Here is a 14,827-nt window from a genome sequence, read left to right as displayed (position 1 = left end):
CTATCTACATGAAGGAATCCATGCCACCCACCCCACCGGGTTTTGCCATGAATCCAGACCAGCCCAGCGCGGTGCCATCGGCCCAGCCCAGCGCGCAGCAACCCGACCTCACACGCCTGGTGGTGCCCTTGCTCAAAGGCGTGTTGTACCGCGAAGACGACACCGCCCAATGGGCCGCTTTGCTACAACTGCAAGCCCGGGTGCGCGACTATGTGGCGGTGTTGGCGCTGGACTTGGTGGTGGACGAGGCCGAGGGTTATGCCTTTGTACGCGCCCAGCCGGTGGATGGACTCACCGACAAACTGCCGCGCTTGGTGCGCCGTCAGCCGCTGAGTTTTCAGGTCAGTTTGCTGCTGGCCTTGTTGCGCAAAAAATTGGCCGAATTCGATGCCAGCGGCGGCGACACGCGCTTGATACTTCCGCGCAGCGCGGTGGTGGAGCTGGTGCGCGTGTTCTTGCCCGCAGGGTCCAACGAATCGAAGCTGATCGACCAGATCGACACCCAACTGGGCAAGGTGGTGGAGCTGGGCTTTGTGCGCCGACTCAAAACCGGCACCGACGGCGCAGCCGCTCGGCCCGCGCAAGAGCCGGTGTACGAGGTGCGCCGCATCCTCAAAGCCTTTGTGGACGCCCAATGGCTGGCCGACTTTGACGAGCGCCTGGCCGCTTACCAACGGCAACTGCTCACGCCAGAAACCGGGGCGCCTGATGGAGCTTGAAGCCCACCTGCCCGCCGGTTTTCGCCTCACGCGCCTGGAGGTGTTGAACTGGGGCACGTTTGACAAGCGGGTCTGGACGCTGGCGCTGGACGGTCGCAACGGCTTGCTGACCGGCGACATTGGTTCGGGCAAGTCCACCCTGGTGGACGCGATTACCACACTCTTGGTGCCCGCCCACCGCGTGGCTTACAACAAGGCCGCCGGGGCCGATGCACGTGAGCGCTCGCTGCGCTCGTATGTCCTGGGGCATTACAAGTCTGAGCGCAACGAGGCCAGCGGCCACGCCAAGCCGGTGGCGCTGCGCAGCGCCAGCGACTATGCGGTCATTTTGGGCGTGTTTCACAACGCGGGCTACGACCAAACCGTGACACTGGCCCAGGTGTTCTGGATGAAAGACAGCTTCGGCCAGCCCGAACGCTTCTATGCCGTGGCCGACAAAGCCTTGTCGCTCACCGCCGACTTTTCCGACTTCGGCATCGCCGTGGCGACCCTGCGCAGCCGTTTGCGCAAAAGCGGTGTGAGTTTGTTTGACAGCTTTCCGCCCTACAGCGCGCACTTTCGCCGCCGCTTTGGCGGCATGGGCGAGCAGGCGCTGGACCTGTTTCACCAAACCGTGTCCATGAAGTCGGTGGGCAACCTGACCGACTTTGTGCGCCACCACATGCTGGAGCCATTTGATGTGGCACCGCGCATCGCCGGGCTGTTGGCGCATTTTGACGACCTGAGCCGCGCGCATGCCGCCGTGCTCAAGGCCAAAGAGCAAGTGAACCTGCTCACCCCGCTGGTGGCCGACTGCGACCAACATAGCGCCCAAGTGGAGCAAGCCACCGGGTTGCGCCAGTGCCGCGACGCGCTCAAACCCTGGTTTGCGGACCGCAAACGCACGCTGCTCGACCAGCGGCTGGACAACCTGGGCCATCAAATGGCCAGCGAAAACGCCAAGGTGGAGCGGCTGGAGGCGCAGCAAACCGCATTGCGAGGCAAAGAAAGTGAGCTGCGCCTGAGCATTGCCCAGCGCGGTGGCGACCGCCTGGCCCAGCTCGATGCCGAGCTGCAACGCCAGCAAACAGAGCTGATCCGGCGCCAGAAAAACGCTCAGCGCTACGACCAGTTGCGCCTTAGGCTGGGCCTGCTGCAAGTGGCCAATCGCGAAGAGCTGCACACCCAGCAGCAAGGCTGTGTTCAGCGCCGCCAGTCCGACAGCGCGCGCGACGCCGAGGTGCAAAACACGCTCACCGAACTCGGCGTGGACATGGCCCAAGGCCGTCACGAGTGCCGCAGCCTGCAAGACGAAATACACAGCCTGCGCGCACGGCGCAGCAACATGGCCGCGCAACACATCGCCCTGCGCGCTGCGCTGTGCGCCGAGCTGGGCGTGCGCGAAGACAGCATGCCGTTTGCCGGGGAGCTGCTGCAAGTCCACGACGAAGCCCGTGACTGGGAGGGCGCCGCCGAGCGTTTGCTGCACGGCTTCGCGCTGTCTTTGCTGGTGCCAGAAGTGCATTACGCCCGGGTGGCGCAGTGGGTGGACGACACCCACCTGAAGGGGCGGCTGGTGTACTTTCGGGTGCGTGACCGCGCCCGCACCGACCGGCCGGCGCAGCCCGCACCCGCGCAATCGCTGGCGCGAAAAATCGCCATCAAACCCGATTCGCCGTTCTACATCTGGTTGGAAAACGAAGTGGCGCGCCGCTTTGACCACGCCTGCTGCGCCACGCCCGAGCAGTTTCGCGCCGAGCCCCGGGCCATCACCCGCGCCGGGCACATCAAAACCAGCGGCGAGCGCCACGAAAAAGACGACCGCCACCGCTTGGACGATCGCAGCCGCTATGTGCTGGGCTGGAGCAACGCCGCCAAGCTGGCCGTGCTGGAGGGCAAGCTGCGCGTGTGGGAAGCGCGCCTGGGCGCTTTGGGTCAACAAATAGCCGACTTGCAGCAAGAGCAGCGGGCCATTCGCGAGCGCCTTGAAAACCTGGCCAAACTTGAAGAATTTCAAGACTTTGCCGACCTGGACTGGCCAGCCAACGCCCGCGAAATTGCCCGACTCAAAGACGAGCGGGCCGCGCTGGAAGCCGCCTCGGACGTGCTGGCCGCGCTCACCCGCCAATTGAGCGAGCTGGAGGCCGAACGCGACAAGCTGGAACAGCAGCGCATGGAGCAGCGCGACAAACGGTCAAAGACCGAGCAAAGAATCAGCGACGCCCAGCACCAGCGCCGGGACGCCGAAGCCTTGGTGGCGCAAGCCCCGCAAGGCTTTGAGCTGTTGGCGCAACGCCTGCAGGCGCTGCAGCAAACCCTGCAAATGGCCGAAGCCGAGGAAACCGGAGAGGCCAGGCGCTGGGCCACGATCACAGTGGAGTCGTGCGACGCACGCGAGCGCGATCTGCGCGAACACCTGGAAAGCGCCATCGACAGCACCGACAAACGCGCCACCCGCTTGCAGGCAAAAATCATCGACGCCATGCGGAGCTTCAGCCACCGCTTTCCGGTGGATACGCAAGAGGTTGACGTGTCGGTGGGCGCTGCCGGGGAATACCGCAGCCTGTTGCAGCGGCTGGTGGCCGATGACCTGCCGCGCTTTGAAGCCGACTTCAAACGCTCGCTGAACGAAAACACGGTGCGCGAGATGGCCAACTTCAGCTCGCAGCTCAACAAAGAGCGCGAAACCATCAAAGAACGCATTGAGCGCATCAACCAATCGCTCACACAGATCGACTACAACCCGGGCCGCTACATTGCCCTGGCGCTGCAAACCACGCCCGACGCCGAGGTGCGCGACTTTCAAACCGAGTTGCGCACCTGTCTGGACGACACCCTGGGCAGCGACACACACAACGGCCCTTACGCCGAGGCCAAGTTCTTGCAGGTCAAACACATCATTGAACGCCTGCGCGGGCGCGAAGGCCAAACCGAGCAAGACCGGCGCTGGAGCGCCAAGGTGACCGACGTGCGCAACTGGTTTGTGTTTGCCGCCAGCGAGCGCTGGCGCGAAGACCTGCGCGAGCACGAACACTATTCAGACGCGGGCGGCAAGTCGGGCGGGCAAAAAGAAAAACTGGCCTACACCATTCTCGCGGCGAGCCTGGCCTACCAGTTTGGCCTGGCCTGGGGCGAAACCCGCTCCAAGAGCTTTCGCTTCGTCGTCATCGACGAAGCATTTGGCCGGGGCTCCGACGAGTCGGCCCAATACGGCCTGCAACTGTTTGAAAAGCTCAGGCTGCAACTGCTCATCGTGACCCCGCTACAAAAAATCCACATCATCGAACCCTTTGTCTCCAGCGTCGGCTTTGTTCACAACGTGGAAGGGCGCGATTCGCGCTTGCGCAATTTGAGCATTGAGGCGTATCGGGAGGAGAAGGCGCGGGCGGCTGGTGGGGGTGCGGCGGGGCTGGCGGTACATGAAACAAAGGGGGTCACATGAGCGCGTACAGGGGTGCTCTGTCAGGGGGCGCTGTGCCTGCCGGTCACATGAAAACGGGCCGTTGCAGCTGCTTCAAGCCTGCCCCCATCCCATCCTTCCCCCAGTTGGGGAAGGGGCCAGACAGCGCGGCGGCGCGGCATTTTCTGGTGGCTGTGTGCGACTCCCACCCCCTTTGGGGGCGGGCTGGGGTGGGGGCTCTCCCCGGGTTTCTTGACGCCGTACGCCAAGCGCCGCAACGCGCACTGACCCACCCATGACCTGGACCTCCGCTGCAGACCTGCGCGCCCAAGTCCAAAAGCTGTGGGACAAAGGCGATTTGTTGCGCCCGCTGGTGGACGGCGTGGCCATGGCGCCACTGCGCTTGCGTTTGGTTGCCCCCACATCGACCGAGCTGGCCGAGCGTTTTGAGGCGGTGCGGGCCTGGATGCGCGACCTGGGCTGCCATGCCGCGGGTGACAGCGCGCCGCCGTACCGCATCGCTATGCGCACGTTTCGCCACCGCGTGCTGGGCAGCAACGCCGTGCCCGAGGCGGTGTGGCTCGATTCGCTGGACGCGGCGCTGGCGCTGCTGGGCAAGAAAGCCGAGGCGCAGCGCTTTGCGCAACTGGTGCAGACCACTCGCACGCAACAGCCCGCCGTATTGCCTTGGGTGCAACAGCGCCCTTTGCAGGCGCTGGCGTTGGTGCCCGTCTGGCCGCGCCTGCTGGCGGTAGTGGCTTGGTTGCAGGCGCACCCCAGGCCGGGTGTGTACCTGCGCCAGGTCGATCTACCGGGGGTGGACAGCAAGTTTATGGAGGCGCACCGGGGCGTGCTCTCCAGCTTGTTGGACTTGGCTTTGCCGGCACAGGCTGTTGACCCCAGCGCCAGCGGAGCCAGCCAGTTTGCCCGCCGCTACGGTTTTCGAGACAAGCCCTTGCGGGTGCGTCTGCGCTGGCTGGGTGCGGGCGCGGTTTTGCTGCCCGCTGCGGCTGAAGCCGACCAAGATGTCACTTTGTCGCAGGCCGCTTTTGCGCGCCTGGCGCTGCCGGTGCTGCGCGTGTTCATCACCGAAAACGAGATCAACTTTCTCGCTTTTCCGCACATGGCCGACAGTTTGTTGGTGTTTGGTGCCGGTTATGGCTTTGACGCGCTGGCTGGTGCGCCCTGGCTGCACGCCTGCGCGGTGCATTACTGGGGCGATATTGACACCCACGGCTTCGCCATACTCGGCCAACTGCGCGCCCACCTGCCGCATGCGCAGTCGCTGCTGATGGACCGCGAAACTCTGATGGCGCACACCCAGCAATGGGGTCACGAGCCCACGCCGGTGCTGCGCGACGTGCCCCGTTTGAATGCGAAGGAACAGGCTTTGTTTGACGATTTGCGCTATCAGCGTGTGGGCAGCTCGGTGCGGCTGGAGCAGGAACGCATGGGCTTTGGCTGGGTGCAGCAGGCGCTGGCGGCCTTGCCGCTGGAGGGCAGGGCATGACTGCCATTTGTGTGATGGTGCTCGGCACCACCAGCGGCGCCGGCAAGAGCTGGCTCACCACCGCCCTGTGCCGCCACTACGCGCGCCAGGGGCTCAAGGTGGCGCCGTTCAAGGCCCAGAATATGAGCAACAACGCCCGGGTGGTGGACGGCGGTGAAATCGGCTCGGCCCAGTACTTTCAGGCGCTGGCGGCCAACGCTGAACCCGACGTGCGCATGAACCCGTTGCTGCTCAAGCCCGAGGCCGACACGCGCAGCCAGGTGGTGCTGATGGGTGCCGTCAGCCGCGCACTGAGCGATATGCCCTGGCGCGGGCGCAGCGAAAAGGTGTGGCCCCACATCACCGCCGCGCTGGACGCGCTGCGTGCCGAAAACGACGTGGTCGTGATTGAAGGCGCCGGCTCGCCGGCCGAGATCAACCTGCACGCCAGCGACATCGTCAACATGCGGGTGGCCCGGCATGCGCAGGCCCGCTGTCTGCTGGTGACCGACATCGACCGTGGCGGTGCGTTTGCCCACCTCTACGGCACCTGGGCGCTGCTGCCCCCGGACGAGCGTGCGCTGATCCATGGTTTCGTCCTCAACAAATTTCGCGGTGATGCCGCGCTGCTCGCGCCCGGCCCGCAGATGCTGCAAGACCTGACCGGCGTACCCACCGTGGCCACGCTGCCGATGTGGTGGCAGCATGGCTTGCCAGAGGAAGACGGCGTTTTTGATGACAAAACCCGGGCAGCGGGGGCGGTGAGCAAAACCATCGCCGTCATCGCCTGGCCGCGCATCAGCAACCTCGACGAATTTCAGCCGCTCAAAAACGTGCCCGGTGTGCGCCTGGTGTGGGCGCGCACCCCGGCCGACTGCGCCGGGGCCGACTGGATCGTGTTGCCCGGCTCCAAAGCCACCGCCGCCGACCTGGCCTGGTTGCGTCTGCAGGGCTTGGACCGCGCCGTGGCCGAACATGCTGCGCAGGGCGGGGCGGTGTTGGGCATCTGCGGCGGGCTGCAGGTGCTCGGCGAGGCGCTGATCGACACCCACGGCATTGAGGCCATGGACTTGGGCAACGCCCCGGGCCTGGGTCTGCTGCCGCTGGTGACCGCCTTCGACGCCAACAAGACCGTGCGCCACACGACCGCCACGTTTGGCGAACTGACGGGCCCCTGGGCGGCGCTCTCGGGTATTGCTGCGTCCAGCTACGAAATTCACCATGGACAGACCGCGCAGCACCCCGCCATGGCCGCCGCGGGCGACGTGGCCCGCGCCGTGTTGCCCAACAGCCTGGGCTGGCAGAACGCAGCAGGCAACGTGCTGGGTGTCTACCTGCACGGCCTGTTTGAAGACCCGCGCGTGCTGCAGGCCTTGTTTGGTGCTTCCGTGCCCACGCTGGACAGCGTGTTCGACGGACTGGCCGATTTCATTGAGCAGCATATCGAGCCCGGTGTGCTGCAAGCCCTGATTCACAAAGATTGACGAAAGAACCAAACCATGAACGCCAACGTGCCCACCCTCGACGACATCGCCCAGCCCGCGCTGGCGGCCCGCCTGCAGTACCTGCTGGACAACAAGACCAAGCCGCTGGGCTCGCTGGGCCGTCTGGAGGCGCTGGCGCAGCGCATCGGTCTCATCCTGGGCACCGAATCGCCCGCGCTGAACGACCCGCAACTGGTGGTGTTTGCGGGCGACCACGGCCTGGCCGCGCGTGGCGTGTCGGCCTACCCGAGTGATGTGACCTGGCAAATGGTGGAAAACTTTTTGGCTGGTGGTGCGGCGGTGAGCGTGCTGGCGCGCCAGCACGGTATTGGCCTCACGGTGGTGGACTGCGGTGTGCGCCACACGTTTGCGCCGCGCCCCGGGCTGGTCGTGTCCAAGGTGGCCCCCGGCACCGCCGATGCGCTCGAAGGTCCGGCCATGACCGCTGCACAGCGCGACACGGCCCTGGCCAACGGCGCAGCGCTGGTGAAAACGCTGCCTGGCAACGCGCTGTTGCTGGGTGAAATGGGCATTGGCAACACCTCGGCGGCTTCCCTGCTGCTGGCGCGCCTGGCCGGGCTGGCGGTGGCCGATTGCACCGGTGCCGGCACCGGGCTCGACGCCGATGCGGTGCAACGCAAGATCGGCATCTTGCGCGAGGTGTTGGCCCGCCATCCCGACGCACGCACCCCGCTGGACGCCCTGGCCGCGTTCGGTGGGTTTGAGGTCGCCACGATGGTGGGCGCCGTGCTGCAAGCCGCGCTGGAGCGCCGCGTGATCGTGGTGGACGGTTTCATTGCCAGCAGCGCCGTGATGGTGGCCAGCGCCCTGCAACCGGCCGTGTTGCAGCGCTGTGTGTTTGCCCACCGCTCGGGCGAACGCGGCCACGCGCTCATGCTGGCGCACTTGCGCGCCGAACCCCTGCTCGACCTGCGTCTGCGCCTGGGTGAAGGCTCGGGTGCCGCGCTGACGTGGCCGCTGCTGCAAAGCGCTTGCGCCATCTTGCGCGAGATGGCGAGTTTCGAGACGGCGGGCGTGTCGCGCAGCGACGATGTGCCGACGTCTTCTGCGGCCCAGGCGTAAGGTGATGCCGGTGGATCGAGAGGACCCGGATCAGGGCCGTCGTGGAACCGACCCGGCCGGGCCACTGACGGCGTCTCCCCACCGGGCGGAAGCCGCGCAGCGGCGCAGGGGGGTACTCCTACCACTCCGCCATTTCCTGCTCGCTATCCAGTTCTTCACCCGCATCCCCATCACCGGGCGGCTGGCCGACTGGGTGGGCTTCAGCCCGGCCATGCTGCGTGCCAGCGCCGCCCACTTTCCGGGTGTGGGCTGGGTGGTGGGCGGGCTCAGTGCGGCGGTGTTTTATGGCGTGTGGCTGGCGCTGCCCGCGCAGCCTGCCGCGCCCTGGGTGGCGGCGCTGGCCTGCACCGTGTTCAGCGTGCTGCTGACGGGCGCGTTTCATGAAGACGGCCTGGCCGATCTGGTGGACGGCCTGGGCGGCTCCCTGAACCGCGAGCGCGCGCTCGACATCATGAAAGACTCGCGCGTGGGCACCTACGGCGCGCTGGCGCTGGTGCTGGCGGTGGCCGCCAAGGTGGCGCTGCTGGTGTTGCTGGCGCAGGCTGGTGGGGCCTGGCTGGCAGCGGTGGCGCTGTTCGCCGCACACGTCACGTCCCGGCTGATGCCGCTGTTTGTCATCCGCACGCTGGCGCATGTGGGCGACACGCCGCAGTCCAAGTCCAAGCCGCTGGCCGAAAGCATTGCCGTGGCCGGGCTGCTGGCGGGGCTGCTGTGGTGGGCGCTGGGCATGGCGCTCGCCGGCTGGCTGCTGCCGGGCGCGCCGTGGGCGTTGGCGGTGGTGGGCGCGCTCATGGGCATGGGCTGGATGTGGCGCCTGCTGCACCGCCGCCTGCAAGGCTTTACCGGCGACGGCCTGGGCGCCACGCAGCAGGTGAGCGAGGTGTGTTTTTACCTGGCGTTGGCGCTGGCACTGTGAAACTCTGGCTGCTGCGCCACGCCCAGGTGGACTTGCCCGCCGGGCTTTGCTACGGCGCCAGCGACGTGCCCGCGCACGCTGCGCTCACGCTGCAAGCCGCCCAAAAGGCTGCCGAGTTGCTGCCGCAGGGGCTGCCAGTGTGGGTGTCGGCCCTGGGCCGCGCCCAGGCGCTGGCGCAGGCACTGCAGCAGCTGCGGCCCGACTTGGGCGCACCCACCACCGACGCGCGCCTGAACGAAATGGACTTTGGCCGCTGGGAGCTGCAGCCCTGGGACGCCGTGCCGCGCAGCGCCTTCGACGACTGGATGGCCGACTTCGCCCACCACCGTTTTGGTGGCGCAGAGAGCACGCAGCAGGTGATCGACCGCGTGGCGCAAGCGCTGCAGGCGGTGCGCGCCACCCCCGCCCGCGAGGCGGTGTGGGTGACGCACGCGGGCGTGATACGGGCGTTGCAGTTTTTTGGGGCCCATGGCGCGGGCCCCATTGCCAGCGTGGACCAGTGGCCCACAGACGCACCCGCGCCCGGTGGCCACCTGTGCATCGACTGGTGAGCGGCCCACGCGCGCGAACCCGCGCCATGCAGGCACACTGGAGGCCATGAACCCCACCCGCACCGACACACCCTACAGCCTCGCCCGCATGAAAACGCTGGCCCTGGGTCTGCTCGTGCTGGCTGGCCTTGTTTACGGTGTGGCCACCGTGCTGGAGCCGCGCCACGTGGCTTGGGGCTATGTGGCGGCCGCAGCAGAAGCCGCCATGATCGGCGCCCTCGCCGACTGGTTTGCCGTGGTGGCCCTGTTTCGCCACCCACTGGGCCTGCCCATACCGCACACCGCCATCATCGTGGCCAACAAGGACCGGCTGGGCGCGCAGCTGGCGCGTTTTCTGGGCGAGCATTTTTTGACGACCGAGCATGTGCAGCCGACGCTGGCGCGCTGGGACATGTCGGGCGCGCTGGGCCACTGGCTGGCCCAGCCTGCTTCGGCCCAGCGGGTGGGCCAGTGGCTGCAGCAGGCTACACCCGCCTTGCTGAGTGCGCTGGACCAGACCCCCGCGCGCCAGTGGGTGGCGCAGCTGGCGCAGCGCCTGCTGCGCGAGGTGGACCTGGCCACGCTGGGCGGCCAGGCGCTGACCGCACTCACCGCGCACGGCCACCACCAGCAGTGGCTCAACGGTTTGTTGCAACAGCTATCTGGCTGGGCCGGGCAAGAGGCGGTGCAAGAAAAGCTCACCGACGCCATTGCCCGCGAGCTCAAAGAACTCAAATACGTGGGGCTGGACCAGATGGCCGCGCGCCTGGCCACCCGCAAGCTGGTGGCCGCGCTCACCCGCACCCTGGCCGAGGTGGCCGCCGACCCGCACCACGAGCTGCGCCAGCGCTTTGACGGCTGGATGCTTGAGTCCATCCAGCGCCTGCAGACCGACGCCGACTGGCAGGCCCGCGTGGCGCTGTGGCGCGACGCCTGGCTCGACCAACCCCAGTGGAAAACACCCATTGAAGCCTGGTGGCACGAGCTCATGGGCATGCTGCGCGCCGAAGCGGTGAAGCCCGAAAGCGCACTGGGCGAGCGCATCGCCACCGTGGTGCAAGCCGCCGGCCAGCAGCTGCTGGTCGACAACCGCCTGCGGGACTGGCTCAACGCCCAGGCCCAGCAGATGCTGTTGCGCCTGCTGGACGGGAGCCGCGACACCATCGTCGGCTTCGTGACCCAGCGCGTGCAAGCCTGGGACGCCCGCGACATGAGCCGCACGCTGGAAGACAACATCGGCCGCGACCTGCAGTTCATCCGCATCAACGGCACGCTGGTGGGCGCGCTGGTGGGGCTGCTGCTGCACGCGCTCACGCAGGCGGTGCTGGCGCTGCCTGCCGTGGCTGGGTGGATGCACGGTTGAAAGCGGGCCGTAACACCGCCCGGCCAGGCGCTGGCTAAGAACGCTGCAGCGTCTTGGGCTTGAAGTCGCAATACGCCGCCACCGAGCACTGGTAGCACAGCGGCTTGCGCGCCATGCACACATAGCGCCCCAGCAAGATCAGCCAGTGGTGCGAATCCACCGCGTAGGCCGGCGGCACCCGCTTCATCAGTTGCTGTTCCACCGCCAGTGGCGTTTTGCCGGGTGCCAGGCCGGTGCGGTTGCTCACGCGAAAGATGTGGGTGTCCACCGCCATGGTGGGCTGGCCAAAGGCCACATTGAGCACCACATTGGCTGTTTTTCGGCCCACGCCCGGCAAGGCTTCCAGCGCGTCGCGGGTGCCCGGCACCTCGCCGCCGTGCTGCTCCACCAGGATGCGGCAGGTCTGCATCAGGTGGCGGGCCTTGCTGCGGTACAGGCCAATGGTTTTGATATAGCTCTCCAACCCTTCCAGCCCCAGGTCCAGAATCTTCTGCGGCGTGTTGGCCGCCGGGAACAGCTTGCGGGTGGCCTTGTTCACACCCACGTCGGTGGCTTGGGCAGACAACAACACCGCCGCCAGCAACTCAAACACACTGGTGTATTCCAGCTCGGTCTGTGGTGTGGGGTTGGCGGCCTTCAGGGTGGCGAAGAAGGGTTCAATGGCGGCGCGTTTCATGCTCCGCAGTGTAGTGCGCCTGACCGACCCCAGCCGTGCCCAGCGGCGTGGAAAAGCCAACGCTGCGCACTGGCGCTAACATGTCGCCCACCCGCTTTCATCCATTGCCCAAGACACCACCATGCCCTTCAACACGCCCTTTGCCGACCGCCTCAACAACGTTGAAACCTCCGCCATCCGCGAACTCTTCAAGCTGCTGGGCAAGCCCGGCATCATCAGCTTTGCTGGCGGTTTCCCCGACAGCGCCATGTTTGACGTGGACGGCATCCGCGAAGCCGTGAACGCCGCGCTCACCGAAGAGGCCGGCGCCGCCCTGCAATACGGCGCCACCGAGGGCTACAACCCCCTGCGCGAACAGCTCGCCGCTTTCATGACCAGCAAGGGCAACCAGGGCGTGAAGCCCGAAGACCTGATCGTCACCACCGGCAGCCAGCAGGCGCTGGACCTGCTGGGCAAAACCCTCATTTCCCCCGGTGACAAAGTCATCGTGGAAGGCCCCACGTTTTTGGCCACCATCCAGTGCTTCCGTTTGTATGGCGCCGAACTCATCACCGCGCCGGTGGACGGCCATGGTGTGAGGACCGACGAGCTGGAACAGCTGATTGAGCAGCACAAGCCCAAATTCGTTTATCTGATCCCCACCTTTGGCAACCCCAGCGGCGCCATGCTCAGCCTGGAGCGCCGCAAAAAGGTGCTGGAGATGGCGGTGAAACACAACACGCTGATCGTGGAAGACGACCCTTACGGCGACCTCTACTTTGGCGAAGCCCCGCCGCCCAGCCTGCTGGCCCTGAGTGCCAGCGTGCCCGGCAGCCGCGACCTGCTGGTGCACTGTGGCAGCTTGAGCAAGGTGCTCAGCCCCGGCCTGCGCGTGGGCTGGATGGTGGGCCCGGCCGAGCTGCTGGGCAAAGCCACCATGTGCAAACAGTTCAGCGACGCCCATACCAGCACCTTTGCCCAGGCCACCGCCGCGCAGTACCTGAAAGCCGACCGCATGCCCGCGACGCTGGCCAAGGTGCGCGCCGTGTACGCCGAGCGCGCCGCCACCATGGGCAACGCCCTGCGCCGCGAGCTGGGGGATGCCATTGAATTTGTGCAGCCACAAGGTGGCCTGTTCGTCTGGGCTCGCCTCACCGGCAAGGGTGGCAGGGTGGCCGACGGTGGCGAGCTGGCCAAACGCGCGATTGAAAAAGGCGTGGCCTTTGTACCCGGTGCACCGTTCTACGCCAACAATCCAGACCACGCCACCCTGCGCCTGAGCTTTGCCACGGTGGGCTTGGACAAGATTGAAGAGGGTGTGGGGCGCCTGGGGCAAGCCATCTGAGTTCACGCCCGGCGCCGTTGCAGCGCCGGGTACCTCGACGGGCTTTCAGGCGATGTCGATGGCGTGAAAGCCGAACTGCCCGCGCTGGCGGTCGGCGAAATAGTGTTCCAGGGTTTCCTTGACGGTGCGAAACGCGATCTCGTCCCAGGGAATCTCGGCTTCGGTGAACAGGCGGGCCTCGATGGTTTCCACGCCCGGGTTGAACTGGTCGCTGAGCAGCCTGGCGCGGTAGTACATGTGCACCTGGCCCACGCGGGCCACGTTCATCAGGGTGAAGATCTCGCCCATTTCAAATTGCGCACCGGCTTCTTCCACCGTTTCACGGGCAGCGCCCTGGGCGGTGGTTTCGTTCAGCTCCATGAAGCCGGCGGGCAGGGTCCATTTGCCGAAGCGGGGTTCGATGTTGCGTTTGCAGAGCAAGACGTATTCACCCGAGGCGCCCCACACGGGCACCGTGCCCACCACGTTGAGCGGGTTTTCGTAGTGAACGGTGTGGCAAGCGGTGCAGACGGCGCGTGGTTTGGTGTCGCCGTCATCGGGGAGGCGGTAGACGACAGGTGAACCACATTGTCTGCAGTGTTGTATGGGGCTGCGGTGCATGGGCGAAGTGTAGGGGGAAACAAAAAGGGCTCCTTGCGGAGCCCTTGGAGTCACGGTGCGGGTGCGGGGTATTGGCCGCGCCGGCGCGTGAGTCGGGATCAGGCCTTTTTGGCGCCCGAGGTTTTGCCGTGTTTTTCGATCAGGGCTTTGGCGGTGTCCAGCAGCTGCTTGCCGTTGAAGCCGCGCTTGTCCATGTCCTGCATCCACTCCACTTCCACCAGGCGGGCTTTGCGCTTGAACTCCTGCGCTTCGGCCGCCGGGATGGTGTAGATGGAATTGCCTTGCTTGACGGCCGATTCACGGCCCGGCACGTCGCCACCTTGCTGGACCTTGCCCAGCCAGGCCGAGGTTTCCATGCCGGAGTTTTTGTCAATGATGGCCTTGAGATCGGGCGGCAGCGATGCGTACTTGGCCTTGTTCATCGCCATGATGAAGGTGGTGGTGTACAGGGCGCCGCCGGCGGGGTCGAACTCGCTGTGGAACTTGGTGAGCTCGTGCACCTTGACGGAGGGCACCACTTCCCACGGGATCACGCAGCCGTCGATCACGCCTTTGGACAGCGCGTCGGGGATTTGCGGCAGTGGCATGCCCACGGGCGAGGCGCCCAGGTACGACAGCATTTTGGTGATCTGGCGGGTGGGGCCGCGCACCTTGGAGCCGCGCAGGTCTTCTGCCGTTTTGATCTGCTTGCTGCGCATGTGGAACATGCCGGGGCCGTGCACCTGCAGGGCGATGGGCTGCACTTCGCGGAACTCGTCCTTGGCCACGGTCTGCACGTATTCCCAGAAGGCCTTGGAGGTGGCTTCGGCGTTGTTCATCATGAACGGCAGCTCGAACACTTCAATGCGCGGGAAGCGGCCGGGCGTGTTGCCGGGCAGCGTCCACACGATGTCCACCACGCCGTCTTTGGCCTGGTCGTAGAGCTGCACGGGCGAGCCACCGAGCTGCATGGCGGGGTAGCCTTCAAACTTGATACGCCCGCCGGAGTCTTTGGTGACCTTGTCCATCCAGGCCTTGTGCATGTTGAGCCACACGTTGGACTGGGGCGACATGAAGGTGTGGAACTTGAGCGTGACGCTTTGCTGGGCAAAGCCCACCAGGGCGGGGGCGCCGAGGGCCACGGCGGCACCGGTTTGGAGCAGGGTTCTGCGCTGGATCATGAAAATGTTCTCCTGGAGGACGGGCAAGAAGGGATGCTTGGAAAAGACCACGCAAGGGTACGGGTTTTTGACGGTAGATCGCTACAGGTCAAACCCGCAAAACC

At 66.1% G+C, this 14,827-nt stretch carries 12 protein-coding genes; 9 read left to right on the top strand and 3 right to left on the bottom strand.

Features of this window, described 5'->3' with window-relative positions:
* Positions 1-47: 47 nt before the first annotated feature.
* The 8 genes from ACTG4K_RS16110 to ACTG4K_RS16075 all read left to right on the top strand — a co-directional run bounded on the left by ACTG4K_RS16110 (position 48) and on the right by ACTG4K_RS16075 (position 10,963).
* Positions 48-719 carry a DUF4194 domain-containing protein gene (locus tag ACTG4K_RS16110; RefSeq protein WP_439115229.1) on the top strand — a complete coding sequence of 224 codons (672 nt, stop codon included), beginning with the start codon at positions 48-50 and terminating at the stop codon, positions 717-719.
* Entirely contained in the window at positions 709-4,140 is a 3,432-nt protein-coding gene (locus ACTG4K_RS16105; RefSeq protein ID WP_439115228.1) for an ATP-binding protein, read from the top strand. The genes ACTG4K_RS16110 and ACTG4K_RS16105 overlap by 11 nt, the downstream gene beginning before the upstream one ends.
* A gap of 253 nt (positions 4,141-4,393) precedes the next feature.
* Positions 4,394-5,608 (top strand): DUF3322 domain-containing protein, encoded by a 1,215-nt coding sequence (locus ACTG4K_RS16100; RefSeq protein WP_439115227.1) that lies wholly within the window; start codon positions 4,394-4,396, stop codon positions 5,606-5,608.
* The gene (locus ACTG4K_RS16095; RefSeq protein WP_439115226.1) at positions 5,605-7,071 is read left to right on the top strand and encodes a cobyric acid synthase; all 1,467 of its coding nucleotides are present in this window, start codon (positions 5,605-5,607) and stop codon (positions 7,069-7,071) included. Before ACTG4K_RS16100 ends, ACTG4K_RS16095 begins: the two co-directional genes overlap by 4 nt.
* Positions 7,072-7,086: 15 nt before the next feature.
* Complete coding sequence (gene cobT, locus ACTG4K_RS16090; protein WP_439115225.1) at positions 7,087-8,154, top strand: nicotinate-nucleotide--dimethylbenzimidazole phosphoribosyltransferase; 1,068 nt, start codon at positions 7,087-7,089, stop codon at positions 8,152-8,154.
* A 64-nt stretch (positions 8,155-8,218) separates the two neighbouring features.
* Positions 8,219-9,070, top strand: a complete 852-nt coding sequence (locus ACTG4K_RS16085) for an adenosylcobinamide-GDP ribazoletransferase (protein ID WP_439115260.1) — start codon at positions 8,219-8,221, stop codon at positions 9,068-9,070.
* Positions 9,067-9,621 (top strand): histidine phosphatase family protein, encoded by a 555-nt coding sequence (locus ACTG4K_RS16080; protein WP_439115224.1) that lies wholly within the window; start codon positions 9,067-9,069, stop codon positions 9,619-9,621. Before ACTG4K_RS16085 ends, ACTG4K_RS16080 begins: the two co-directional genes overlap by 4 nt.
* Before the next feature lie 46 nt (positions 9,622-9,667).
* The gene (locus tag ACTG4K_RS16075) at positions 9,668-10,963 is read left to right on the top strand and encodes a DUF445 domain-containing protein (protein WP_439115223.1); all 1,296 of its coding nucleotides are present in this window, start codon (positions 9,668-9,670) and stop codon (positions 10,961-10,963) included.
* Between the two features lie 34 nt (positions 10,964-10,997).
* Here ACTG4K_RS16075 and nth read toward each other — a convergent pair whose 3' ends face one another.
* A complete protein-coding gene (nth, locus tag ACTG4K_RS16070; RefSeq protein ID WP_439115222.1) occupies positions 10,998-11,639 on the bottom strand; it encodes an endonuclease III in 642 nt (213 codons plus the stop codon).
* A gap of 121 nt (positions 11,640-11,760) precedes the next feature.
* Here nth and ACTG4K_RS16065 point away from each other — a divergent pair, with 121 nt between their 5' ends.
* Positions 11,761-12,963, top strand: a complete 1,203-nt coding sequence (locus ACTG4K_RS16065) for a PLP-dependent aminotransferase family protein (protein ID WP_439115221.1) — start codon at positions 11,761-11,763, stop codon at positions 12,961-12,963.
* Between the two features lie 45 nt (positions 12,964-13,008).
* Here ACTG4K_RS16065 and ACTG4K_RS16060 read toward each other — a convergent pair whose 3' ends face one another.
* Positions 13,009-13,563: an NUDIX hydrolase gene (locus tag ACTG4K_RS16060; RefSeq protein ID WP_439115220.1), complete on the bottom strand. Its 555-nt coding sequence runs from the start codon at positions 13,561-13,563 to the stop codon at positions 13,009-13,011.
* A 98-nt stretch (positions 13,564-13,661) separates the two neighbouring features.
* Positions 13,662-14,723 (bottom strand): TRAP transporter substrate-binding protein, encoded by a 1,062-nt coding sequence (locus ACTG4K_RS16055; RefSeq protein WP_439115219.1) that lies wholly within the window; start codon positions 14,721-14,723, stop codon positions 13,662-13,664.
* Positions 14,724-14,827: the final 104 nt, after the last annotated feature.

It is taken from the genome of Hydrogenophaga sp. (assembly GCF_965657535.1).
GTDB lineage: Bacteria > Pseudomonadota > Gammaproteobacteria > Burkholderiales > Burkholderiaceae_C > Hydrogenophaga.
Note: the sequence above shows the minus strand (reverse complement) of the source record. Positions and strands in the feature narration are given on the sequence as shown.